Source organism: Paraburkholderia acidipaludis NBRC 101816, from assembly GCF_000684975.1.
Classification (GTDB): Bacteria; Pseudomonadota; Gammaproteobacteria; order Burkholderiales; family Burkholderiaceae; genus Paraburkholderia; species Paraburkholderia acidipaludis.
Map to the genome: position 1 here is coordinate 101,269 of NZ_BAXZ01000020.1, position 25,321 is coordinate 126,589.

Here is a 25,321-nt window from a genome sequence, read left to right on the forward strand (position 1 = left end):
CGGCCATGACCCACGCAACCTGCCCGACCGTTCCCGCGACTCGCGGTGAAAGTCCCCGTCGATATACGCCAGTCGCGCTCGACCGCCGGGCCAGTTTCTGGGTCTCGGCCGGCGTGGTCGCGCATACGCTCTGGACCAGCGCGGCGCCAGCCATGACGTACCGGCTCTACGCAAGCGTATGGCACCTCACCCCGACGACCACGGCCGAAATCTTCGCGATCTACCCGATCGTGGTTGTCAGCGTGCTGCTCCTGTTCGGCGGCTTGTCCGACCAGATCGGCCGGCGGGCGACGATGCTGCTGGGTCTGGGCGCCTCTTTCCTTGGCGCACTGACCCTCGCGCTTGCGCATGATGCTTCATGGCTTTTCGCGGGCAGGGCGTTCATGGGGGTTGGCGTTGGCCTGACCGCGGGCCCGTCGACAGCCGCGATGGTCGAATTCAATGAAGGCGGTGCGCCACGGCGAGCCTCCGTAGTTGCCACGGCTGCCCAGGCCTTCGGCTTCGCAGCGGCGCTTATCGTCGGGGGCGCACTGACGCAATACGCGCCGTGGCCCCTGCACCTGGTTTTCTGGCTACTGGCTATCCTGATCGCAGCGTTGTTCACCGTCACGTGGTTCCTGCCGCTGTCGGTAGAGCGCGGCACCGCGGGCGGCTGGACGCCCACTTTGCCCTCCGTGCCTCAGAGCGCCCGCAAGGCCTTCATGATCGCTGCGTTTGCGATGATCACCGCCTATACCCACGGCGTCATGATCCTGTCGCTCGGCGGACAGATCGCGCACGACCTGGTCCGATCCCCGAACACGCTCGTGAACGGCTCGGTCCTCGCCGTTTTCGCCATCACTTCCGGCGTTGTGAGTTTGCTGGGCAAATCGCTTTCGACTCGGGCTGCCATGATTGCCGGTTCCACAGCATCCTGTGCGGGCATGGGATTACTTGCGTCCGCAACCGCCCTTCACGGCATCACGCTTTTCCTGTCTGCGACCGCGATGACCGGCGCGGGCTATAGCCTGCTGTTTCTGAGCGCGCTGGAAGTCGTCAATCGCGCAACCCCGGTCGGACGGCGCAGTAGCGCCCTGTCGGCGCTCTATCTGCTCGGTTATCTGGCAGTTGGGATACTCGCGCCGGCTCTGGGGCGCTTCGCGACGGTTCAGGGGCTGGGCTTCGCCGTCTATCTGGGCGCCGGCGTCATCGCTGCCTTCAGTGTCGCCACGTTTGGACTCGCGCTCGGGCTACGTCGCATCGCAGACGATTAACCGGCGCCGATTCCCGACTGAAACGCCGAATCTGCTTGCCTCGCATGCCATAAGAATCCGCCGATCCCCAGAAGAAGAGAAAACAATGAAAAACCCCGTCGATCGCTTTCCCGACGTGCTGCCCAGTGGCGCCTCACCTTCCGCCCGAGCTTTGTCCGAAAGAGTCCTGCTCGAGCACTATCGCCTCGTTCGTGCGCGCACAGAAGCACTGGCGGCCCCGCTGAGCGATGAAGACCAGGCCATTCAGTCGATGTCCGACGCCAGTCCGACGAAGTGGCATCTGGCCCACACGACATGGTTCTGGGAGAACTTCGTGCTCGAACAAAATCTGCCCGGTTATACGCCGTTCGATCCGGATTTCTCGTTCCTCTTCAACTCGCACTACGAGTCGCTGGGTCCTCGCCATCCTCGTCCGCAACGCGGTCTCCTGAGCCGCCCCAGCAGCTCGCGGGTCGCGGACTACCGGCATTACGTCGACCAACACGTCGAGGAACTGCTCGGCACGCTGCCGCTCGCGACATTGAACGGCATCGAACCGCTCGTCCGGCTCGGCCTCGCGCATGAGCAGCAGCACCAGGAACTGCTCCTGATGGACATCCTGCATCTGTTCTCGCAGTCGCCCCTCCATCCCGCCTACCGTCCCGACTGGTCACGCCCCGAAGCCGGTCGGGCAGGCAAATTCCACAGGCACGACGGCGGGCTGGTCTCGATCGGAGACGCAGAATCGCCGTTCGCTTTCGACAACGAACGGCCGCGCCACCGGGCCTGGCTAGAACCGTTCGAAATCAGCGACCGGCTGGTCACGAACCGGGACTGGCTGAGATTCATGAACGACGGCGGATATATGACAGCTAGCTACTGGCTATCAGACGGCTGGGACCGTGTTCACGCCGAAGGCTGGGATGCGCCGCTCTACTGGCGGCGTTCGTCCGCTGGGGAGGGCTGGGCGGAAATCACACTACGCGGTCTCAATCCTCTGGATCTCGATGCGCCCGTCATGCACGTCAGCTATTACGAGGCCGCTGCCTTTACGACCTGGGCGGGCGCGCGTCTGCCGACCGAAGCGGAATGGGAAATCTCGGCTCGAGCGGGCCTGCTCGAACAGGCTGACGACGTCGCCTGGCAATGGACCCGCAGCGCCTACGCGCCCTATCCAGGGTTCAGGCCCACCGCAGACGCAACCGGCGAATACAACGGCAAGTTCATGAGCGGACAAATGGTATTGCGTGGCGGTGCATTCGCGACGCCCGAAGGGCTGCATGCTTAGACCGCTCTTCCGGCTCGTTAGCCAGATATGCTGCCGGTGCGATTTCTGTTCGGCCTGGGGTTCGATACGGTAACCGCAGTAAGCCTGCTTGACGCTATCTAACGGCACAACAACGCGCCGCACAACTGGTAGGCAAGACCCTGGTCTTACCTCAGAGCACGCCGGCAGAAGCGCAACCGGCGCTGCGCGGATTGGCGGCGCACTTCGAGGTCCATGCCGACGAAATCGAGGCAGCCCGCTCGTGTCACGCGCGCTCAATCTTCCGGCAGCGATTCGCGAACGATCTGCAAAAATGTATCGACTAAAGGCGACGAAGACTCCGACTGTCTAACGAGGCTATGTACACTGAGAGTCGGGGTGTTTGGCAGGAGCGGCAGGATCGTTACACGTGAGCTCGATTCCACAATATGCCGGACAGCGAGCAAGACTGCATCGGTTTGGAGTGCGAGCGCGACACCCAGCCCCGATGCGGTACAGAGTATCGCTCGCGACGGGGGTTGAAGGTCGGCATCGAGAAATGCCTGGGCAATAAAATTCTCCTGGGCGCCACTCGGATCGGTGTAGACCCACAGCGCCCCTTGCAAATCCTCAAGTGATCGAGCTTGTGCAAGAGTTCCGTCGCGACACACAGCGAGAGAAAATTCGGCGGAGAAGAGCAGCTCGCCGACGGGATCGGCACCCCAACTCATAAACGAAGGAATCCCGCAAAGCGCAATGTCGAGGGAACCATCGTCGAGACGATGTGACATCTGTTCCCGCTGATATTCAAATACCTCGATACGGACATGGGGCATCTTCGAGACGAATCGCTCAATCACCTTTGGCCCCAGCAGGACAGAGACGGCCGGCGTCAGACCCACGCGCAATCGCTCATGGTGAAGGCCCCTATGCGCGCGCAGTTCTTCGTCGGCGCGGACCATTTCGGCCAGAATCGATTGCGCTCTCGGCAGCAAGATTCGCCCGGCAGCCGTCAGCGGCATGCCATACGGCGTGCGCTGAAATAGCGAAACTTCGAAGCTCTCTTCGAGTTCCCGGATGGTCTTCGATACCGCAGTGGTTGTCTTGTTAAGTCGTATGGCAGCCTTAACGAGGCTGCCCCCTTCCGCCAACGCGAGAAACGCCTGGATTTGATGATATTTCATATCGACAACGATATAGGTGAGAGTCGTCGCAGAGCTTTCCAGCCGGAACAATCGCTTTGTATTGATCGTGGCGCGCCGAGACCCGCCTAGATCAACAGATGTGGCGCGGCTTCCGCGTCGATCGGCCAGATTGGTCGACGCACATGCTGATAGCGAATCGCTGAATAGTCACGCCGCAGGGGGCCGCCGCCGTCAACAAAGAGTACTTTAGCGGCAATCGGGCCAAAATGCGCCATGAAATGGTTGACCGACTTGACGAAAACCATCTGCTTCGCAAGCGGGTCGATACCAACTTGCGTGAATACTTCGAGACTGAAGGTTTGAGTTCGCATCGTCGTGAGCACGATCTCGGTGCCACCCACACGAAGCGCTGCCGAGTTGCCCGTTTCCACGCGGCTATCGCCGAAGAGCTGCCACGAATCGCGTTTCAGACCGATCACTTCCGCCACGATATCGACTGGCGTCCCGGACGTCACCGCTACCTTTCCACCGATGCGAAGCGGCATGACCGCGCCGATCCCCGCGTCAAAGCAAAGTTGCACGGTAACCGGGTCCCAAATGGGTCCAAACGCAACGTTGCTGACCTGCCGCGCGAGGAGTCGCGCCAGTACATCAACGCTATCCGAGGGCGCCCCGCCTCCGGCGTTATCGGTGGGATCGGCAATGACCACCGGAAATGCCGATGACGACAGGCCCGCATCAATCGCTGCGTCGATACCAAGAAGCGGGGGCGCTGTCTTTCCGCGCATACCGACCAGTTCGTCGCCCAACGTCACCGCGAGTTTATCGCCGAGTTCCTTGTCACCGTCCGTATAGACGAGGATCCGCGTACTCAAATCGGGCGAGTCGCCATATACGAATCCATGAACGACCGAAATCGACAGCACTTCATCTGCCTGTTGCGCTTCGATAGACTTGATGCGGTCGATAAAGGCGCGCATGCCCGGCGCGCTCGTCGGATACGAATCAATCTGACGGCAGTCGTAAAGCGAGGCGACGGGCCGCCAGCCACGATTGACGATCCCGCTGACGATGTCGATCAGCCGGTTTGCCTGTTCGACGATGTCGGTGTGCGGATACTCCTTGTAGAGCACGATCACGTCGCTATGCTCAAGGCGTTTTGGGGTAACAAGGCAGTGCGGATCGAATTCGACACCTATCACGCATTTTTCGCCCACTAGCTGGCGCACGCGCTCAATCAGATCACCTTCGGTGTCGGGATATCCGAACGCGATCATGCCGCCATGCAGGCCGAGCAACACGGCATCGACGGGGAGCGCTGCCGAGAGCTCCGCGAGGATTTCGTCGCGAAGCTCTTCGTATGCCTGACGGCTCGTCAGCCCGGCGGGCGTTGCGCGAAAGCAGCTTCCTTCGACCAGTTCGAACTCGCCGGCCGCGGCGCGACGCTGACTTGCCCACATCAATTCGGTTCCCACGGCTGGCGCCGCGCTGTGACCCTGGCCGGGACGCCAGTGGCCCCGGCGGAACGTTTCAAGACTGGTAGGCAGATTGACAAACGAGTTGGTCTCGGTGAGAAGGCCGGCAACGAATACTTTCATGGTTCGACTCGGTTTAAATGGCTGGGAATGAGGGCATTGCGAAGCACGAATGGGCTGACATCAATGGCTGGGCGTTCCGCGCTCGCGAGACTTGCTACCAGGGAGCCGGTGCCGCACGCAAGCGTGAAACCGAGCGCGCCGTGACCGGTGTTCAACCACAGGTTGCGATAGCGCGTCGGCCCAATGACGGGTTTTCCAGACGGCGTGGCGGGCCGCATACCGGTCCACACTCGTGCCTCGTCGTAGCGTCCAGCGCACGGCAGGAAATCTTTGGCCTGTCGCCTGAGCAGGTCGACGCGCGCCCTTTGGACACGTGCCGAGATCGGGCCAATGTCGACCATCCCTGCTATACGCAAGTGGTTGCCAAGCTTTGCGTACACGATCTTGTGATGGGTGTCGGTGATGCTGACTAGCGGCGCGGCGTCTGCTACGGACGGCACGGTCAGGCTATATCCCGTCAGCGGATAGACAGGTACGTGCAAGCCCGGCAGGTCAAGCAGGCCGACACCGCCGACACCCAGGCAGGCCACGAAAAGATCGCCATCGATTCGCCCGCGCGATGTGTCGATCGCATCAATCGAATGGGCGCCTTTATCTCGTGTGACAAAAGAGTGAATGGTTGTGCCGAACAGAAACTTCACGCCGTATCGCGTCTTCAGTACATTCGACAGAGCTGAACAAAAGGCGTGGCAGTCACCTGATTCTTCGGACGGTGTATAGATACCGCCTGCTAGATGACGGGCCTGCTCCAACAGCGCGGGCTCGATATCCGCGCACTCGCTGGCTGAGACGGCGCGTTGCTCGCAACCATGCGCATTCTGGAAATCCATCTGCCGGCGTGCCGCGGCGAACGCATCCGGAGCGCGATAGAGCACCAGCTTCCCGGTATGCGTGTGGTTAAAAGAGAGATGCTCGGTCTCGGCGATTTCGTTGACAAGGTGGCGACTATAGGCACCGAGCTTCAGCAGATCGAGGGTGGTCCGGCGACTCGTGCGCGTGGTACACGCGGCAAGGAATTTCAGACACCAGCGCCACTGCGCAGGATCCAGTGCAGGCCGGAACCGCAGCGGTGAATGACGATCCGTGAGCAAGGATGGAAGCTTGCCGATCACTGACGGTTCCGCCAGCGGCGCGACGTAGCTGTAACTCAGTTGCCCCCCATTTGCAAAACTCGTTTCGGCCCCGGCCTCGCCATGCCGTTCAATGACAGTGACAGCGTGCCCTGCGCGGACAAAAAAATACGCTGCTGTGATGCCTGTTACCCCGGCTCCCAGGATGAATACTTTCATTTCTCTTTTTTCGATACGTATGGTTCAAGCATGGTTCTGGATCGCTGCGGAAGTGGACACGGGTTTTTCGTCGAAATGGCAGGTCATCGCGACGAAGAAAGCCATTACGCCCGCGCCAATCAGCAGGTAAAACGCAAACAGGTACGACCCGTGATTCAGCGTAATGAGGTGCCCCATCACGACCGGCGCGATGGCGCCCGCGATTTGCCCGCCAAAATTGATGACTCCAATGGTGCGGCCAACGTTTTCGGGCGGAAACTGTTTGAGCGGAATCGAAAAGACCGTGGTGTAGACGACGACATACGAGACCATGCAGAGCGTCCAGAAGACGACAAGCGCCGGCAACGACGTAGTCATGGTCATGAGTGTGAGGAACAGTGCGCTGAGCAGGGCGCCTCCGGCGAGGAATGGCTTCAGCAGCCGGGCACCGCCTCGGTCGATGAGGTAGCCGGTCGCGATCGTGCCCAGAAAGGCCGCGGCAAATGGGACGGCTGACACGACCCCAATATGCAAGATATCGATTCCGTGCGCATGCAGCAAATATGACGGCATCCACGACTGCAGTCCCAGCGAGATGATGCACGCGCCGAACCAGGTCGCCGCGATGCGCCACAGCAACGAAGAGGAAACGATATCGCGCCATGTCGACCGGTCCTTCGGCCTCGCGTCGTCAGAGATTAGTGACGGCCGCGGCGGAAGAGCCAGGAATAGCGACACGGCCACCACCAGCCCAAGCGCGCCGAGCAGTGGGAACGTCAGGCGCCAACCGTAGCGATAGATCGTCCATCCCACCAGCGCCGCGCCGACCGCGCCCCCGAGAAACGCCGTGCTCGCCATCAATGATTGAACGCTTCCCCGCTTTTCCCGTGGGAAAACTTCGGTAATGGCACTTGCATTCGCGGGCGAGAAGCTTCCTTCACCAATGCCGAACATCATCCGGAATGCGATGAGCGACGCAAGAGACCACGCCGTGCCGGTCAGCGCGGTGAACGCGGACCAGACCAATAAACAGCCAAGCAGGACCTTGCGCGATCCATATCGATCAGCCAGCCAGCCTCCGCCCAATTGCATGAGCGCATAGGTTACGTAGAACGCGCCGAGCACATATCCCTTCGCCGCGTCATTCAACGCGAACTCCCGGGCAATGGGGATGATCGCCGTTCCGATGACGATGCGATCGGCGTAAGCGACAAACCACGCGATAAACAGCGCCGCGAGGACAACCAACTGGCGTATGCGAGAGATCTGCGGCAGCATGAAAATCCTGTCGGGACGAAATAAATGAGCGGCGATTGCGTTCCGGGCAAACAGGCGCCGCCGATCGGACGGACGTGGAGACGCCACTATCAGTCAAGAAAATGAAGCAGGATATAGAAATGATGTACAGGGCTGCACTTTTAGTTAAGTTCGAACCAGGCCGCACAACCATCGGTCAAGGGGAGCAAAAACAATTCAATTGTGGGTGAATTTTGGCGCCAGGAAAGTACGGTCATGTTTTTTGCAGCACGTTAATGCCGTCCGTCTAACCTCCCAATATTTCCCCATGCCTGCATGCAGTGATCGTTTACTGACGCGAAGTATCGGCCGACGGGTTTCAGCTTCCCGCACGCATCATCGGCCGCCCCTCCCCCCCGCGCGCGTCTCGCGCGGATCACCATCGGGATTGCCGGGAGAATCGCCCTCGGTACACTGGCTCATTCAGCGTGAGCCGCGGATACCTCTTTTGCCGATTATTTCATCGGTGTGCCATATGCAACGTCATCCAGTTATGGCCCCGGCGTAACCCAGTACGGCGTTGTGGACGAAGCGATTGGCTTTACGAAGGCTGCGCAGACGACATTCATGCAACAGAGCAGTGGCGAATGGACGTCCAAGGGGAGCTCTATGGCGTCGAGGATCTCGGCGGTCCATACACCGTCAGATTCTCTCCGGATCCGGAATCAATCATCGTTAGTTAGGATTCCGACAATTTTCCGGGTTGCTACGTCTTGCTGGGCAATGGCGTAGGCGAAGTGGGCGGCTGCGCCGTCCACAACCCGGCCTACGATTTCAACGACAAGGCCGTTACCTGGGGCGCCGCCTGGTTCGCCGCGCTCGCGGAGCGCTATCTGAGTGCTTGACGACACATCAAACCAAACCCGTTCAGGAGATCGAGTTGAATACCAGAAGGATGACAAAAGGGATTGCCGTTTCCGCACTACTGCTCGCGTGCGGCCTGGCAAAGGCGCAAAGCAACGTCACGCTGTATGGTTTGCTGGACGAGGGTCTGCTCTATTCGAGCAAGACCCAATCACAGCCCTCACCCTCTGTGCAGGCCGGTCCCCATCAGATATCGATGCTGAACGGGGGCGGAATGGTACCGTCCATTTTCGGGGTGAACGGCTCAGAAGACCTCGGCGGTGGCTATAAGGCGACTTTCAAGCTCGAAAGCGGCATCAGTCTTTCCAATGGCGGCTTTTCAAATACGAACGGCGGGTTGTTCGGTCGCTTCGCATGGGTGGGACTCGAAGGCCCGATCGGTGCGCTGCGCCTGGGGTTGCAGATGTCGCCGTTCGAATACGCAATCGCCGATTCCGACGTTCTGGGGCTGGCGCTATTCGGAGGACCGGAAGTCAGCTACTCTGACTACGCATTTGCCACGGGTACGTTCGTTGCCAATGCGATCACCTATACAAGCCCGAAAATCGGCGGCCTGACCGCAAGCGCGATGTTCGCGCCAGGTGGCGTGGCAGGCAACTTTCAGGCAGGTCGCGAATACTCGATGAGTCTGAAGTACGAAATCGGACAGTTCATCGTCGATGCTGCGTTCTTCGACGGCAACAGTAACGTGGACGGCCTCACATCGCAGTTCAGTCCCACCGCCATCGAGCTGGAGCCCTTCATCGGCAAGACGATTGGCCTCTCCTGGTTCGCCGGCAGTCTGACCACCAAGGCCTCGTTCACGAGCTACAAAGTCGCGGGATACGTAGACTACGACGTTTATAACGTCGGCATGCTCTATGCGATCCGTCCGAACTGGTACGTCAACGGCGAAGCATCGCTCACGAGCGACCGCAACCAGACGCAGAATCACTCGATCATGGGCGAACTGGGTACCGAGTTCTACCTCTCCAGGCGTACCTCGCTGTATGGAGAAGTCGGCGTGGTCAACAATCACGGCCAAATCTACTCCGGGCTGCAGGTCGACAACGCACTCTTCTCTCCGGCCAATGGCACGACGGTTTCCGGCGAAGTCGGCTTCCGCCATACGTTCTGAATGCGCCGGGAGACCGTCGAGGAAGAGGTGAGGCCAGCTCGCGACGCGAGTCACATCGGCCGCGAGCCGTGCCCAGGGCGACGCCACGTGGTCGGGAAAGCGTCGGCAGGGGAACGGGCATTCCTCCCGCGACAGGCGCTACACCGGCTTCGGCCTTCAGCGAAATCAGGAATACTTTGACAACAGGAGAGTTCGTATGCAAGCAATTCAGACATTCAAGCTGGCTACTGCCGCAGTGCTGGTCGCCGCTTCATTTCAGGTATGGGCCCAGGATGCATCGGCACCACCAGTTGCCGCGAGCGGTACGGCTGTTACCGCAAAGCAGCTGGCCAAAGCCGCCAGGGCGGCTGATCGCGTGCTCGCGCACAAGGTCCGTGCCACGCTCTCAAAGGACAAGAATCTCGACGTCACCCACGTCAACGTGCATGCGAAGGACGGCATCGTCACGCTGGAGGGAACGTTCCCCGAGCAGTCTCAGATCGACCATGCCATTGCAGTCACCAAGGGCATTGCCGGCGTGAACTCGGTAGTCGATGCAATGGCTGTGCGCCCGGCCGGAAGCTAAACGATACGGCTATTTTTCGGAGGACGTCGATGACGAGGAAGATGCCGCGCGCAACTCGCCCGGCATCACTGCATACTCGTCGGAAACACCGCTGAGTATCGCACTAATCCTTGCTCGTGCCTTCGCAAGAAAATACCGCTTCATTAAAGCCGCGTTTTGCTCTCCAGCTCATTGCGACGCATAGCGTTTTCCCCCTCAACACGGGCTCCACGGACAACAATACGCTGATGACAAGGAAACGCGATAAATTGGCGTTTCACGGTTTACACAGTTTGCCATTTCGGCTGCCTTGACGGGATGCGTTTAGGTACAACCGAAAAGCATCTCGCACGGTAGCGCTGCATAGCAAACACTTTCCGGCTGAAGTCACCTGATGCCATCCGACGCACCTGGCGAACGAGCCCTGCGACCGGACTGCCGTCGTTGGCAATATCGCCGTCGCAGTAGGTGACCCGAATGCCCAGGCCACCTCTGGGGCAACGAATACCGCAGAGGAGCGAACTATTGATGGACAGCAATCGAACTTCTTGAACTTCGATCGGCACGCTACCTGCTGGGTGAATCAGCGTCAATAATTATTGTAACTGTTTCACCAGACAGCCCGTTCTGCAGACGAAGCGATGTGGCCCTCCCTTGTCGAGCTCCCGTGGCCTGGCATGGCGCACCAGGTTGGACAGAGGTGGCGGGAAACCACATGCTCAGGACGGCACCGCCCCTACTGCGACGCGATCGATCAGACGGAGTCGCGCACCGCACCCATCAATTTGTATCAGTTCAGTGGATTGACTGGCCGTTTCCAGGGCTCAACCGGCGCCGGAATGACTGGCTGCATTCCAGGTGAAGGGGCGCTTCATGGTCGCGTGCGGTCTCATGCGCTTTGCATTGCCCCATCCGCGACTTGCTGCGGGACGACCGCCCGAATGTGACCCGTTTCGGCCATCGGCCGGCGATGGTCTACCGCTAAAGAGCGGACGTTCATTCGCATACCCGCCGATCGTCGCTACCGACGCCCGAACAGGTACTCGACGCGCGCAAGTATCTGTGCACCCCTGACGGGCAAATCATCAGCCGAACGGTTCCGGGCGGCCATATCGGTTTGTTCATGGGCTCGCGCACGCTTGCCGGAGCGTGGCCGGAGATCGCGGCCTGGCTTGCCGGCAGCGCTTGATACGGCGCGGCGTTGCGATTTTCGCCACGCGGATCGCCCATTCTGGCGAGCCGCATGGCCGTGGCCACGGAAAGACCCGTCATCCAGGTGCCGCCACTCAGCGAGTCTTCGCCGCAAGGGCGAGCTTGTTCGCGGCCTCCTGCGCGCTTTCGTTGTCGTCGTTCCAGAAGTTGCCAAGCACATCGTAAAAGGCACCTTCCACCGCCGGCGTATCGACCATGTCGTGCGCCCACGACGGCACGAGCGTTCCCTTCGCCTGCGCGCTGGTGAAGTCGGCGGCCGAACGCTGCGCACAGGCGTCGAACTTCGACAGATCCATGCCTTGCCGCACCGGAATCGAACCCTTGTTGAGGTTGAAGATCTCCTGAAACTTCGGGCTAAGAAGCAGGCTCGCGAGATCCTTCTGCCCCTTCTCGACGTCCGCGCTCTTGACCTTGAAAAACGCGAAGCTGTCGACGTTGAATGTATAGGCGGTTTGCGAGCCGGGTCCCGGCACGCACAGATAATCCTTGCCCGGCATCTTTCCGGCCACACTGAATTCGCCCTTGGCCCAATCCCCCATGAATTGCATCGCCGCCTTGCCGGAGATCACCATGCCGGTCGCCAGATTCCAGTCGCGCCCCGTCTGGCCCTTGTCGGTATAGGCCTTGATCTTCTTGAACGTTTCGAGTGCCTTGACCATGGTCGGCCCCTTGAGGGTCGCCTGATCAAGCTGCACGAAGGCTTTCCTGTAAAAGGCCGCGCCGCCCACGCCGAGCGCCACGGTCTCGAAGGTTTCGGCTTCCTGCCATGGCTGGCCGCCGATCGCGACCGGCATGATACCCGCTTTCTGCAGTGCGTCTGCAGTCCTGAAGAACTCGTCCCACGTGGCGGGCGGCTGTGCGTTCACCTTCTTCAGCGCGTCGGCATTGATCCACAGCCAGTTGACGCGATGCACGTTGACCGGCGCCGCTACATATTGCCCCTTGTACTTCATGATGCCCGCAATCTGCGGGGGGATCAGCTTGTCCCAGCCTTCGCGTTTCGCTACGTCGTCGATCGAAACCAGCACGCCTTCGTCGCCCCACTCCTGAATGGCGGGCCCCTTGATCTGGGCTGCCGCGGGCGGGTTGCCGGCGATCACGCGCGTCTTGAGCGCGGTCATCGCGTTTCCTCCGCCACCGCCGGCCACCGCGAAGTCCTTCCAGGTATCGCCCTTTTCTTCAAGCATCTGCTTGAGGACCTGTGCCGATTTTGCTTCGCCGCCGGACGTCCAGTAGTGCAGCACCTCGACCTCCGCGGAGCGCGCCGCCCCGGCGGCGAGAAGCGCCGCGACGCCGAGCGAGCAGGCGGTAACCCTTGCAGTCTGGCCGGCCGGCTTCGGCAGGTTGTCTCGTTGGGTTCGCATCTGGCTGTCTCCTTATATCGTCGTGTTTTCATGTTGCATGACGCGGATGTTAGCGCTAACAGATCACGCTGCCCTATCCGGATGAACCCTGCTTCAATCCCGCACTTTCCCGGGCTTCCCTTCCGGCATAGGCGAGGCGATACTCGCGTGATGAAAGACAAACCGACTCGCGCAGCACGGCAGCCCGGAACGCTCCAGAGCCCGCGCAACGCCACGACCGCGACAGCCCATGAATCAGCGCGACGCCGGCAAAGCGGACGCGCGACGATCGCCGACGTCGCGGATCTCGCACAAGTCAGTACGATGACGGTATCGCGTGCCCTGAAGGATCCGGCGCAGTTGTCGCCCGAAGCACGTGCCCGTGTGGAAGCGGCCGTCGCCGAACTCGGCTACGTGCCGAACCACGCGGCGCGCACGCTCGCCTCGTCGCGCTCACGCGTCGTGGCCGTGCTGGTACCGTCTTTGTCGAATGCGGTTTTCGTCGATACGCTCGCCGGCATTCAGGATTGCATGGGACCGGCCGGTTATCAGATTTTAATTGGCATTACAAACTACTCTCCCGAGAAGCAGGCGGAACTGGTCTCGACCTACCTCGCGCACGCACCCGACGGCTTTCTCGTCACCGGTATAGATGGCTCCGAAGCCATCTGCCAGCGCCTGGCGGCAAAACGTGTGCCCGTGGTTCATATGTACGATCTGAGCCGGACTCCCGGTGAATGGTCGGTGGGTTTTTCGCAGCAGCGCGCGGGCTTCACACTCACGAAGTATCTGCTCGAACGTGGCTACCGGTACCCGGGATTCATCGCGGCGCAGCTGGATCCGCGCACCATGCAGCGTCGTGCCGGCTTTCGCCGCGCGCTGCGCGAGGCGGGTCTCGACCCCGATGCCGAGATACTGACCGACGAACCATCGAGCGTCGGGCTCGGCTCGAAACTGCTCGCGCGGATGCTCGAACAGGCTCCCGAATGCGACGCGATTTTCTGCTGCAACGACGATCTTGCGCTCGGCGCACTCTTCGAGTGCCAGCGGTGCGGCATCTCCGTGCCAAGCCAGATTGCGATCGCAGGATTCAACGATCTGCCGCCTTCTGCATGGTCGACGCCGTCGCTCACGACCATCACGACGCCACGCTACTCAATTGGCTTCGAGGCCGCGCGACTGTTGCTGCAGATACTGGACGGACATCCGCCCGAGCGGAGTTGCATCGATCTGCAGTTCACGCTCACGCCGCGGGAAAGCGCCTAGCTTGCCGTCGAGACCGGCGGCCAGGCACACGTGGCACCTCCGGCCCGTGCTTCGGCCCGTAGCCGCATCGTGCCGGCAGACAGCAGCACGACCAGCGAAAGATGACAGGATGCTGTCCGCGGAATCCTGCGAACCGGATATGCAGTCTCACGGCGTCAGGCGACTTCGGCGTCTGCCTGACGCGGCCGAGAGCGCGCGTTAATCCGGTGTTTTGATACTCAGTCCGTTGCTCACTGAAGTCACCCCATCAACCTTCTTTGCAGCTTCGACCGCCAGGTCCATCTGGTTCTGGCTATCGCAGCTGCCGGTGAGCGTCACGACGCCACTGACGACCTTGACGTAGATGTGAGTCGGATCCAGTCCCTTGGTATGGGCCAGTGCGCGATGGACCTTTTTGGCGAGCGCACGGTTCGCAGCCTTCGTGGCCTTGGCCGAAGTCGGCGCTGCTGCCACCGCGTTGTTTGCTGACGTATCGCTGGCCTGTGCATGGGCGCCCACGGCGAGCGCCAGTGCGAATGCGGCCGTGGCGGCCCTGGCAACCTGTATCAACTTCATATCGATTCTCCTTGCTCTGAAATTTCTTCCTGATTTCTTCCCGGCTTAAGCGGATGAACCTCGGGGACGAAGCTCACGCGCGGGAAGTCCGGTCCTGCCAGCCCGGTTTCCCGCCTGACGAGTCGATGCGTGTTGCCGCTACGCCCTTAGAACTGGGTCATGATGCCGACGTTGCCGGCAAACTGGCCATGGCCGTAGCCCGGACCTTCGTTGATGCCGCTGCCGACCGCGCCGCCGCCATTGGCATTGGAGGCGCCGCCGGTGCCGTACGGATCGGCATAACCGTCGCCGAGACCGATGTTCGACGTCGAGCTGTTGTGGATATAGCCCAGTTCGGAATACAGGAACGTCCGCTTCGACAGGTTGTAGCTACCCGCGAGCGTGTACAGCGTCGCGTTGCCGTTGCCGTTGTTGGCGTTGGCGTGATAGATAGCGGCCGTGAGCAGCGTAACGGGCGTGATCTGCCAGCCCACGCCGCCCCACTCGTGATCGACCGCCGTCGGCAGGCTGGCGCCGCCCGGCGTGGCGGCAAAGTCGTAGCCGGCTTCGTCGGCGTCAGGCGCCGAGAGGTGCTGGTAGCCCGCATAGAACTTCACCGGGCCGAGCGAATAGGTGCCGCCGGCAAGGATCGAGCGCGAGTACAGGTAGACGTTGCTGAAGCGGCCGAACGGGTCGCGGATTTCGTCGTAGATCGCCTGCAGTTCGAAGGCCGACGCGTTGTACTGGATCTTGGCGCCGTCCGAACGGCCCTGCGACGCACCGAAACCGGAAGTCGCACCAAGTTGGCCCGGCGCACTACCGGTACCGCCATTGCCGTTCCAGTTCGAGGCGTTGGAAAGATCATACTGCCCCTTCAAGGTGAGACCGGCGAGCAGCGGCGAGGTGTATTCCACGCTGTTGCCTGCCTGCGCCCAGTTACGGCCCCGAACCAGCGTGGCGATCGAATAGAACTGCATTAGTTGCGGATCGACGTCCCAACTGTCCTGGCTGATTTCCGCCGCGCCCGCATAGCCAATCTTGAACGTACCCCACGTATCGTTCGTCAGACCGACGCGCGCTTCGCGACCGAACAGCGAACCATTCTGATAGTTGCCGTTCAACATATCGAGGCCCATCTCCAACTTGAAGATCGCCTTCGTCCCGCCACCCAGGTCTTCCGCGCCTCTGAAGCCGAATTCCGATTCGCCCCAGTCGCCGCTCTCCATCTGCACGGCGTTACCGCCCGGAATCCCCGTGCGGTACTGGACGCCGACATCAAGCCGGCCATACATCGTCACGCTGCTTTGTGCGTGCGCGACGATTCCCGCAGACATGAGCGCTGCGGCCAGCAAAACCTTCTTCATTGTTTCCTCCATATCTTCACAAAAATATGACGTAGTACTACTAATCTTGTCAGATTGTTTACAAAGTGAGTGAAAACATCTGCTACAGGTACTGCCAGACGACAAATGCGCGGACTTTGTTATCTTTGCCGGCATCGTTGGCGTTCACAACTGCGGCGAGGAAACTGAAATGACGTTCTGCTGCCTGCTCTCTTGTTTTTTCAAGCAATGTATCAAAGTCGAATCAGCGAAGCGAATGACGAATACGACGGTGTTGTGAAATTTCATCAAATCTCGTGAGGGAGGCAAGCGATCACGCTCTGGGTGATTCACCCCCTTCATCAAATCATTGTTTCAACGAACAGGAGCCTTTCCCATCGCTTCCAAAAACGCAGACCGACACGACTTCCCGACCTTTCCACCTGATTTCATGTCATGTTAATGAATTAAATTTAATCTACCTTTCCTCATTCCTGGGTAGCCTCCAACAATCCCTGCTGTTTAACCCAATATCCATTTTTTCAACTTCCACGATCGTCGATAAGCAATCCACACTTACCTTAAATTTTATTTAATCACGTCACATGACCAACCATCCCTGTCTTTTCAATTTCTGGAAAATTGCAATTTTTTTGCGCAATGTGTACGCACTAAACGGTATGAAATAGGGAGCGAAGAAATCCTGTGCCGTTGATTTCGGCGTCAGGAAACCGACCAACTCAACATACCAGGGCTTATCTGTAGGCGTCAGTACCTGTTGACTTAGGCGCACCGATTTTGATATGGATTCCTCAGGCAAGTCCCGTGGGAATCCTGCGCTATTGCTACCAATGTCATGGCACATGCGTTCCACATAAGCCGGATGAAAACCACTCGCGTCAATACTTGCTGTGCCCCCGGAGTCGGCGTCTAAACGCAGACAATCTTGTTGAAACGACGCAGCTCTGGCTGATCTCGAACGGGGCGACGTGTGACTGGATGGAGCGAGCCCGGCTTGTGGAGGCATCGCGCGTGATCGCGGCGCAGGAGAGTGCCCACCCGTTCCCGATGAACGATTCTGATGTTCCTCAACTCTTCAACCTGAAAGCAGGGTGGTTTCTCGATTACCGCTTGCCGGTCGTCCAACGAATTTACGCACTCTGCGAAACCCATCTGAAGTCGTTGTGACGCTGGTCGCCGACGCCCCAAGGCCAGGCGTAAAGATCGCTGCGGCCGTGCGTCTCATGCAAAGGGCATGCCCCGATCCATTGGGATCTGTTGATCGCAGAAAAACCAGGGGGCCGGCTTACAAGCTATATCGTTCACCTGGCGAGATCGCCCGAATCTGACCACCCTGAGCGGCCCGTCTGCACCCGCACAGGCGCATCCATGGCATCCAGGTCCGCGACTCAGGTCTTCACCCATTCAGAACCCGTGTGCGCGAAGGCCACACTCACACCACCCGGAACCGCTCAACGTTAGAGCGCAGATCCTCTGCCTGTGACTGCAGCGACATCGCGGCAGCGGCGGCCTGCTCGACGAGCGCCGCGTTCTGCTGCGTTACCGAATCCATCTGCGTCACCGCCTGGCTCACCTGAACAATCCCCTTGCTCTGCTCGGATGATGCCGCTGAAATCTCGTTCACGATATCGTTGACGCGCTTCACGGACTGGACGATCTCATCCATCGTCGCGCCCGCCGCGCCCACGTGCCCGGCCCCGGTCTTCACACGGTCGACCGAATGCTGAATCAGTTCCTTGATTTCTCTCGCGGCCGTCGCCGAACGCTGCGCGAGCGAGCGGACCTCTCCCGCCACAACCGCGAAGCCGCGTCCTTCTTCGCCGGCCCTCGCCGCTTCTACGGCTGCGTTCAGCGCGAGGATATTGGTCTGGAATGCGATGCTTTCGATGGTGCCTACGATGCTGGCGATCTGGTCAGAACTCGCGTTGATACCGGTCATGGTTTCGACAACCTGCTGCACGACGCCGCCTCCACGCTGTGCCGCCTCCAGCGCCTGGGAAGCAATGTTGCTCGCCTGACGCGCGTTATCTGCGTTATGGTTGACCGTCGACGTCAGCTCATCCATGCTCGCAGCCGTCTCCTCAAGCGCGGCGGCCTGTTCCTCGGTGCGCTGCGAGAGATCCTGATTGCCAGCGGCGATCTGGCCGGTCGCCGATGCAATTGATGCGCTCGACGAGCGAATCCCGCGGATCATCGTGGTCAACTGCTCCTGCATGCATTTCATCGAATACATGAGGCTGCTGTGGTCGCCCTGTGCCGTATGCACCGTGACCGTCAGATCGTTATCGGCAATCCGACCCGCAATGTCCGCCGCCTGCGCGGGGTCCCCGCCGAGCTGACGCAAGATGCTACGGTTGATCCAGATTACGACACCGGCCAGCAGTCCAGCGGCAACGAGAAGGAAGCCGAGGCTCTTGTACAGCGAGGCACGGAACGCCGCGTCGATATCGTCCGTGTAGGCGCCGGTCTGCAGAATCCAGTCCCATGGCGCGTAATAGCCTGCATACGAGACCTTCGGGGCAATCGCGTTGGTGGGCGGCTTCGAAAACTCATAGCTGACAAAGCCGTGACCGTCGCGCTTGACTGCGTCCACGGTGTCCCGATACAGGGCTACCCCGTTCGGGTCCTTGTAGTCACCCACGTTCTTCCCGTCCATTTCCGGATGAATCGGGTGCATGAGAATGACCGGTTCGGAGCTGAAAATGGTGAAGTAGCCCGTACCGTTACCGTAACGTATACCCTTAATCGCGGCGAGGGCCTCTCTTTTCGCCTGCTCGACAGGCATTGCGCCTGCCGCCGCCTTGTCGCCATACTGCTTCGTGATCGTAAGCGCGATCTCAGTCGCGTGAACCAGATCCGTCTTTCTTTCCTCAAAGCGAACGGTGCGTGCCTGCCAGGCGTCGACGATCGAGATGAGGGTGATGAGCAGCAGGCTGAGCACGAGAGGTGCCCACAACTTCTGGGCAAAGGACAGTTTCACGGCGACTCCATTGCGTGGTCATTCGTGCTTTACGGCCGCCGGACTTGAAACTTGAGATATCACCTGGACTGTCCGCTATCGGATGCCGCTCACGTTTGGATGCCCTGGTAATGCGTCCGGCATCCATGACGCATAAGCCAGTTGATAACTGGACAGACTCCCATCGCTGCCCAGCCTTCTCGCCGTGTGAATATAGCCATTGATTGGCAGGCAGGATTTGTCCGCCTGTTGAATCCATAGCGTCATCGGCTGGGCAATCAGTGCCTTGAGTTCGATATCGACCGTGACACTGAAATCCTGCCCCACTTCGGAACAAGTTACCGCCCGGCGAGGCGCAAGCGCATTATTCGGTAAGGACGGAATATCCGTCTTGATCAGGCGCTCCTGCTGGATCAGCCCGCCACGGATTATCCGGGCCAGTTCGGTCGAATTCATGCGTATTCCATATTCTTGTGCGTTGCAGGCCGACAGCTCTCGTTCTCAATGGAACGGCCCCGACTGTATGGCCGGCCGATTCCAAGTTTCAGGAATATACCCCGTCAACCGGAAGATAATCATGGATCGTAAAACTGCCTGAAAGAGAACTCAAACTTAATTTAGAACCTGAAATGCGTAGGCGTGAGCCGCATTACACCAGCACTGCATCCAACAGCAGCATAGCCGGCATCCGGCAATCTTATATTCGTCATCTCGGGCGATGTAGATAAAGTCTGCACGATCAAAGCGACCGTGAACCTTTGCGCTCGACGTCGTGGTACTGGGCAGAATGGCTGCGATACCAGCATCCTCGCAGTCCTTTATCTGTGGGCCACTGTAATACCCTCGATCAGCGATAGCCTTCAATCTGGTTTTGCCCATGGCGTCACGAGCAGCCTGTGCCATCGGGCTCTGAGCTGTGCCCGATCACTGCCGGCATTTGTGACCTCGTGAGCAACGATGAGATGGTGTTTGGAATCTACGGCTACCTGCACGTTGTAGCCCACCATCCCCGAGCCACGACCGCTTGTCGCCATGGAGCGAGCATCGGGATCAGTCAGCGATATCTGCCCTCCAGTTCTTCGAATAGGGGATCAAAGACACACCGTGGAACGCGCGTCGATGCTACGGTACGTAAGACCAGGCGAGCAATCGGTGACGTGATGGCGGCAAGAAGAGCAGCTCCGGGTCGGACTGACATTCAAAAAGAAATAAAACGCAGTCAGGAGGGGAGAACGCAATCTGCTAAACTCGCCGATCACTGATCTTTATGTCTTTGTGTATGCCAACCGACCATCGGGTGAAGCGCGCCGAAGGGTAATTCCTTCGGTTGGCGCAGGCGAAAAGCGCAATCGACCACGCTCGCTCGGGCGGTAACAGGCCAATATCGTCTATTCGCGAGCGTCATCTCGCAAGTTAGCGCCGCCCGTCACTGTCATCCAGTCCACCAATGGATTGATCTCACCACACGGATGGCGGCACAAGCCGCGCCATAGGCTCCAACCTCGCTGCGAACTAGCGGATAGCGCCAGACAAGATCACCCGCCCGTTCAAACCAAATTGGCGTGATTTGCGTTGTCGGGGCGGGCTATTCGCGGGACATCAACCATGCTGAAGAGAGGCAAATGAAGAAAGGAAAGACGAAACTCACGCGTCTCGATGCTGAGCGACTCTTCGAGGGACTTCCCGCCTCGAACGCAAGCGTGTCGCGCCGGCCTGAGAACCCATTCGAAGCGGGGACATTCAGCGAGATCAGGCGTGTCGACGACGAAGCCAAACTCTGGAAAGACAACCTCATTACGCTCCCGCTAGCGATCGAATTGCCGGCTGGATACGAGTCGATATCCGCCTTGCGTGAGGCGATGGTGCGCGCATGGCGCGTGAGGTGGGTACGGGAGGAGGAAAGCCAGGTTGTCGCTGAATTTCCTGAGGGATGGACAGCCGTTCGTCCGCAGAGTGGCCCCATAGAGTTGCGCGATTCCACTGGCGTGATCCGCGCCCTTTTTGGGTGGGCCGAGGACGCTGAACTCCGGATTCTGCCCAGGTATCTGGTTGAGTCGCAGGCGAACAGTTCGAGTGGGCTGGCCAGCCTGGTTGTCCGCGATCGAGGAACCGGCCTGATTCTCGAGAGATCGTCAATCTGGTCCGCGAAAACGGGTACCCATCATCCGGATTGGGGCAAGCTGTCCCTGTGGCTCAGTTCACGTTACCCGCAACATGGCGATCCGCTGCACTACTGGAAAGATTGCGAGGAAAATATCAAAAATTAGGTGACTTCTGCGGGCCCCATTCCTCGTGCGCAAACTACCCCATACGAAGAACGCGCCAGCAGCGATTGGCGCTTCATTGATTTTCCTCGTTCGGCACCGGGGCCAGATTCGCTTGTCTCCTTCTCTATGCGCCTTTCAGCCAGGGCATTTCCACAGGTGACACCACCAATTGCCGGAACTCACGCTCCAGTTCGAAGATGAACCCGACCAGGATCATGGAGTCGGCATAGGGAATCGGGAATACCTGAGGATTTTCTGCAGCACGTAGCGGGCGCGTAGGCGTGTCGGCCGTCGTTGCGGCGTTCTCGCGGATGGTTTCCAGTTCGTCAGCCATTGCCTGCCCACTGACTTTCATGACGCGGCTACGCAGGTCGCTGAAGGGTTCAATGCGCGCCCCGTCTTCATTGTATTCGGGCACTTCATAAATAAACCAGGACATTTGTCTCTCCCACAAAAAGGCCGGTATATTAACAGGATGGGTAAACGGTTTCCCCAGGCAACCCAACGCCGCGGCTTCGATCGTTCACCGTTAAGTGACAACAATGCAATGGCTTACGCCGTGATGCAGATGTAGCGCCAGGAAATTAACTTTCCACTACTAATCATTTTTTTGTACGGCTCGATCAAATATTGATCGAGCTTCATGCGCGAGCGTCAAGCCGCTAATACCCTCTCCCGTCATAGATCAATTCAGGTCAGGGCGACATTTTTCCTGTCAGGCGAGGAGGCATGCCCTCCAACGAGGTCGTCACGCGTGCCGGATCGGCGTCGATCTCGCGCTCCGTGAAGCGGAAACGTTGCCACACGCCCTGCGCGAATTCACGCGTCGCGTCCGCGAAATGCGGCGCTGCAGGGTCGTCCGATAGCGAATGCGCGAGCATCGTGTCCGCGTCCACCCCGCCCTCGCTGAAGCTCACCACCTGGAGATAGCTGTCGCCGTGGCCGTCGCGATCCATCGAGTAGCCGCCCGGGTCGAGCGGGTGCTGGGGGCACACCACCGTGAAATAGCCCGCCTCGCCGCAACCGCCGTAGAGCGGGACACGCCCGGCGCCGCGCTGCGTGTAGAGTAGCTCTCCGCGCGTGGAGTCGGGCGCGAACCCGTAGCGGCGCAGCGCGCGCACGGCGTCGCCCAGTGCTTTGCGAAGCGCCGCTACGCTCGCCGCATCGCCCGTCTTCAGCCCCCGCGGTGTATCGAGCGGCGCCGCGGGATCGAACGGCGTCCCGTAGAGCTGCTGCGGCGGCAGGGTGCTGGCGCGCAGCCAGAACTCGTCCCAGAGATTGGCGCCGCGCGCGCCGGTGCGCGCCGTGCCGTCCCAGGCTTCGAGCACGCCGCACGCCGCGGCGATATCGGCGTCGTCAGGCGACCCGGCCGGCGCGCCACCCTTGCACAGCGCATCGATCAAGGGCTGCCGGAACAATGCTGCCGACATCGACCGGCTGTCGAGCACCCCCGCTTCCAGCGCGGCGCGCGTGACGCCGCCCGGCGTGCGTTGCAGTTGCGCGGCCAGTTCATGGCCGAGGCGCGTGCGTAACGTCTGGACCGTGCCCGTCTCGCCCGTGACGCGGGGAAAGCCCGTGAGCGGCGCCGCCGGATTCGTCAGCCAGTAGCTGCGGTTGAAATTGCCGACATAGTCTTCGCGCAACAGAGCAGGCATCTGCGCGACAGGCAACGTGCCGTCTTGCGGCGCACCCGGCTCGCTGCGCCAGGCGCAGGCGCTCCTCGATCCGTCGAGAAACGGTACGCCGGGCGCCTTCGCGTCGAACGCGCGTCCGAGCGGCGGTGTGCATGTCGCCGCCAGCGCATCCGGCACCCCCGGCATCGCACCGATATCCGCGAACCAGACGCGCGGATCGTTGCGCCCGATCGCGAACGTGTTGACCCAGGGCGTCGCCGCGAAGCGCTTCTGGATCGCGATGAAGTCGTCTAGCGAATGCGCGCCGTCCCACGCAAGAAAGTTTTCGAACACCCGCGCATTGTCCGCGTTCACGTCGCGCAACGCGAAGGCATGCTGCGCGTTCCACGCGAGCGCAGGCGACATCGAGGAGAGATCGACCAACGGGCCGAAGCGCGAGCGGTACAGCGTGCGCGTGACCGGCGCGAGCGAGCCGTCGGGGTTGCGGGCCTGCACGGTGAGCTGCACCGCCGTCATGGCTTCGGGGTGGCCGTCGTAGAGGTAATGCGTGGGCTCGCCGGGCACGAGCGCCAGCTGGAAAATGCCGAAACGGCGCGCCGACGACACGGTATGCGTCCACGCGACGTTCTCGTTGAAGCCGAGCATCACGACCGGCACGCCGAGGAACGACACCCCCGCGACGTCGAGCTGACCTGGAATTGTTAGTTGTGCTTCGTAGAAGCGGTCGGGGCCGCGCCAGAACCAGTGAGGATTGCCGAACAGCAGACTCGCGCCGTCATGCGTCTTCTCCGCGCCGAAGGCCAGCGCGTTGCTGCCGATGCCTTCGTGCCCGCCCATCTCCAGCTGCGCGGGCACAAGCGCGAGCGCCGGCGCTGTGTCGTTCGCCGCGCGCGGTACGGGCGAGGGCGATGCCGATGCCACCGGGGGCTGCGCCTTCGCGATCGACTCGACGAAGCGTGCCGCCCCGCCCGCGAGCGTGGCCGCGATCAGGCGGCGGTATACGTCGTCGGCGTCGATGGGCCGCAGCCAGGCCGCGTTGGCGCATGCGGCGTGCGCGCCCGGAAAGCCGCCCCGGCGCTCATCGTCGAGATAGCGGTCATAGCCCGCCGCGAAACCCTCCACGAGCGCGCGCGTACGCGGCGTCTGCGCGGCGCGAAAACGCGCCACGGCATCGTCGCCGTCAACGAATCGAAAGAAAAAATCGGCATCGAGGTTGCGCGGCTGCCCGAACGTGGCCGCAGCGGCCGGCCGCGCATCCGGACCGAAATAGGCGGAGCGTTCGCCGCGGAACGTCACGAACGCGTCGGCGAGCGTGCAGAGGTTGTCCTGCGCCTGCACGTAGCCATAGCCATAGCCCAGGCTGCCCCAGTCGTGCGCCAGCACGTGCGGGATGCCGTCGGCGGTGCGGCGGATATCGGCACGGTAGGGCTCGGTGCGCGCGGTGTCGGGCCCTGCGCAGCCGGCCAGCCAGGCAGCGCCAGCAAGGGCCGCCACGAGGACCGTTGCAACGGTGAGTCGTTTCATCAGGAGAGCCTGGAAAGCAGGAAATCGGCATGCCGGCTTCAATGCGCGAAGCTGATTGGCAGGCCGCCATCCGGGTGCGGGACCGTACCCATCGGGATGCCATAGATCGCGCTGAGCGTCTCGGCGCGCATCAGCTCGGCCGCGGGGCCGCTCGCGAGCAGGCTGCCGCCCTTGAGCGCGATGAGGTCGTCGCAGAAGCGGCCAGCCATGTTGATGTCGTGCAGCACCACGACCACGCCGATGCCGCGCTCCTCGGAGAGGCGCCGCACGAGCGCGAGCACTTCGATCTGATGCGCGATGTCGAGGGCCGAAATCGGTTCGTCGAGCAGCAGGCAGTCGCTGTCCTGCGCGACCAGCATGGCGAGCCACACGCGCTGGCGCTCGCCGCCCGAAAGGCTGTCCACGGCGCGATCGGCAAAACGTACCACGTCGGTCTGTTCCATCGCTTCGAGCACTTTCTGCGCGTCGGTGCGCGAGAAACGTCCGAGCGCGCCGTGCCACGGGTAGCGCCCGAGCGCGACGAGCTCGCGCACCGTCATGCCGTCGGCGGCAGGCAACTGCTGGGGCAGATACGCGACCTTGCGCGCGAACGCGCGGCTCTCCCACTCGGCAAGCGGCCGGCCCGCGAAGCTCAGCGTGCCCGTGCTGGGCTGCTGCTGGCGCGCGAGCAACTTCACGAGCGTCGACTTGCCCGAGCCGTTGTGGCCGATCAGGCCGACCATGCGGTGTTTCGAAAGCGTCACCGACAGCGGCTGGAGCAGCGTACGGCCGCCCGCGTCGAACGACACGTTGTCGAGCACGAAGAGCGCTTCGGCCGCGAGCCGCGACGCGCTCGCCGGGGCGCCATCGGCATGGCGCACACGCGCAGCGATATCGGACGGCGCTTTCACGCCGAGGTCCGGCTCGGCCGGAGCATTCACGTTCATGGA

At 60.9% G+C, this 25,321-nt stretch carries 18 protein-coding genes and 3 pseudogenes; 8 read left to right on the plus strand and 13 right to left on the minus strand.

The genetic code is table 11. The annotated features are described in order from the left end of the window. Nucleotides 1–5 precede the first annotated feature (5 nt). On the plus strand, nt 6–1,253 hold the full coding sequence (locus tag BAC01S_RS21740; protein ID WP_027796654.1) for an MFS transporter: 1,248 nt from the start codon (nt 6–8) through the stop codon (nt 1,251–1,253). 85 nt (nt 1,254–1,338) lie between these two features. Further along, a complete protein-coding gene (gene egtB, locus BAC01S_RS32180; RefSeq protein WP_084168758.1) occupies nt 1,339–2,520 on the plus strand; it encodes an ergothioneine biosynthesis protein EgtB in 1,182 nt (393 codons plus the stop codon). 254 nt (nt 2,521–2,774) lie between these two features. Here the strand turns inward: egtB and BAC01S_RS21750 are convergent, their stop codons facing one another. The 4 genes from BAC01S_RS21750 to BAC01S_RS32190 are packed head-to-tail and all read right to left on the minus strand — an operon-like array spanning nt 2,775 to nt 7,767. After that, nucleotides 2,775–3,713 carry a LysR family transcriptional regulator gene (locus tag BAC01S_RS21750; protein WP_027796655.1) on the minus strand — a complete coding sequence of 313 codons (939 nt, stop codon included), beginning with the start codon at nt 3,711–3,713 and terminating at the stop codon, nt 2,775–2,777. A 35-nt stretch (nt 3,714–3,748) separates the two neighbouring features. Next, nucleotides 3,749–5,221 (minus strand): M81 family metallopeptidase, encoded by a 1,473-nt coding sequence (locus tag BAC01S_RS21755; RefSeq protein WP_027796656.1) that lies wholly within the window; start codon nt 5,219–5,221, stop codon nt 3,749–3,751. After that, nucleotides 5,218–6,510, minus strand: a complete 1,293-nt coding sequence (locus BAC01S_RS32185; RefSeq protein WP_043203166.1) for a D-amino acid dehydrogenase — start codon at nt 6,508–6,510, stop codon at nt 5,218–5,220. The genes BAC01S_RS21755 and BAC01S_RS32185 overlap by 4 nt, the downstream gene beginning before the upstream one ends. A gap of 24 nt (nt 6,511–6,534) precedes the next feature. Continuing rightward, entirely contained in the window at nt 6,535–7,767 is a 1,233-nt protein-coding gene (locus BAC01S_RS32190; RefSeq protein WP_043203167.1) for an MFS transporter, read from the minus strand. Between the two features lie 731 nt (nt 7,768–8,498). Between BAC01S_RS32190 and BAC01S_RS35660 the strand changes: the two genes are divergently transcribed. From BAC01S_RS35660 to BAC01S_RS35665, 4 genes and pseudogenes are all read left to right on the plus strand, one after another. Then, a complete protein-coding gene (locus BAC01S_RS35660; protein ID WP_407667946.1) occupies nt 8,499–8,630 on the plus strand; it encodes a hypothetical protein in 132 nt (43 codons plus the stop codon). Nucleotides 8,631–8,665: 35 nt separating this feature from the next. Continuing rightward, nucleotides 8,666–9,766, plus strand: coding sequence for a porin (locus tag BAC01S_RS21775; RefSeq protein ID WP_245616645.1), 1,101 nt, complete (start codon nt 8,666–8,668; stop codon nt 9,764–9,766). 196 nt (nt 9,767–9,962) lie between these two features. Further along, on the plus strand, nt 9,963–10,331 hold the full coding sequence (locus BAC01S_RS21780) for a BON domain-containing protein (RefSeq protein WP_027796658.1): 369 nt from the start codon (nt 9,963–9,965) through the stop codon (nt 10,329–10,331). 1,000 nt (nt 10,332–11,331) lie between these two features. Further along, nucleotides 11,332–11,499 (plus strand): annotated as a pseudogene (locus BAC01S_RS35665) (alpha/beta fold hydrolase); the annotation flags it as partial. A 97-nt stretch (nt 11,500–11,596) separates the two neighbouring features. Here the strand turns inward: BAC01S_RS35665 and BAC01S_RS21785 are convergent. Next, nucleotides 11,597–12,886, minus strand: a complete 1,290-nt coding sequence (locus tag BAC01S_RS21785) for an ABC transporter substrate-binding protein (RefSeq protein ID WP_043203171.1) — start codon at nt 12,884–12,886, stop codon at nt 11,597–11,599. 303 nt (nt 12,887–13,189) lie between these two features. Between BAC01S_RS21785 and gntR the strand changes: the two genes are divergently transcribed. Next, nucleotides 13,190–14,131 (plus strand): HTH-type transcriptional regulator GntR, encoded by a 942-nt coding sequence (gene gntR / locus BAC01S_RS21790; protein WP_245616646.1) that lies wholly within the window; start codon nt 13,190–13,192, stop codon nt 14,129–14,131. Between the two features lie 198 nt (nt 14,132–14,329). On the opposite strand, the gene BAC01S_RS21795 is transcribed toward gntR, so the two are convergent. The 5 genes and pseudogenes from BAC01S_RS21795 to BAC01S_RS35670 all read right to left on the minus strand — a co-directional run. Beyond that, nucleotides 14,330–14,686, minus strand: coding sequence for a BON domain-containing protein (locus tag BAC01S_RS21795; protein WP_027796661.1), 357 nt, complete (start codon nt 14,684–14,686; stop codon nt 14,330–14,332). A 146-nt stretch (nt 14,687–14,832) separates the two neighbouring features. After that, nucleotides 14,833–16,029 carry a porin gene (locus BAC01S_RS21800; protein ID WP_027796662.1) on the minus strand — a complete coding sequence of 399 codons (1,197 nt, stop codon included), beginning with the start codon at nt 16,027–16,029 and terminating at the stop codon, nt 14,833–14,835. A gap of 1,411 nt (nt 16,030–17,440) precedes the next feature. Further along, a complete protein-coding gene (locus BAC01S_RS21810) occupies nt 17,441–18,988 on the minus strand; it encodes a methyl-accepting chemotaxis protein (protein WP_027796664.1) in 1,548 nt (515 codons plus the stop codon). Nucleotides 18,989–19,108: 120 nt separating this feature from the next. Then, a pseudogene (locus BAC01S_RS21815) lies at nt 19,109–19,423 on the minus strand (phage late control D family protein); the annotation flags it as partial. A 240-nt stretch (nt 19,424–19,663) separates the two neighbouring features. Continuing rightward, nucleotides 19,664–20,034 (minus strand): annotated as a pseudogene (locus BAC01S_RS35670) (transposase); the annotation flags it as partial. Nucleotides 20,035–20,589: 555 nt separating this feature from the next. Between BAC01S_RS35670 and BAC01S_RS21820 the strand changes: the two are divergent. After that, on the plus strand, nt 20,590–21,234 hold the full coding sequence (locus tag BAC01S_RS21820; RefSeq protein ID WP_027796666.1) for a hypothetical protein: 645 nt from the start codon (nt 20,590–20,592) through the stop codon (nt 21,232–21,234). 124 nt (nt 21,235–21,358) lie between these two features. Here the strand turns inward: BAC01S_RS21820 and BAC01S_RS21825 are convergent, their stop codons facing one another. The 3 genes from BAC01S_RS21825 to BAC01S_RS21835 all read right to left on the minus strand — a co-directional run bounded on the left by BAC01S_RS21825 (nt 21,359) and on the right by BAC01S_RS21835 (nt 25,318). After that, the gene (locus tag BAC01S_RS21825; RefSeq protein WP_027796667.1) at nt 21,359–21,673 is read right to left on the minus strand and encodes a hypothetical protein; all 315 of its coding nucleotides are present in this window, start codon (nt 21,671–21,673) and stop codon (nt 21,359–21,361) included. Between the two features lie 256 nt (nt 21,674–21,929). Then, nucleotides 21,930–24,392: a penicillin acylase family protein gene (locus BAC01S_RS32195; protein WP_043203175.1), complete on the minus strand. Its 2,463-nt coding sequence runs from the start codon at nt 24,390–24,392 to the stop codon at nt 21,930–21,932. A 38-nt stretch (nt 24,393–24,430) separates the two neighbouring features. Continuing rightward, nucleotides 24,431–25,318, minus strand: coding sequence for an ATP-binding cassette domain-containing protein (locus BAC01S_RS21835; RefSeq protein WP_084168760.1), 888 nt, complete (start codon nt 25,316–25,318; stop codon nt 24,431–24,433). Nucleotides 25,319–25,321 lie beyond the last annotated feature (3 nt).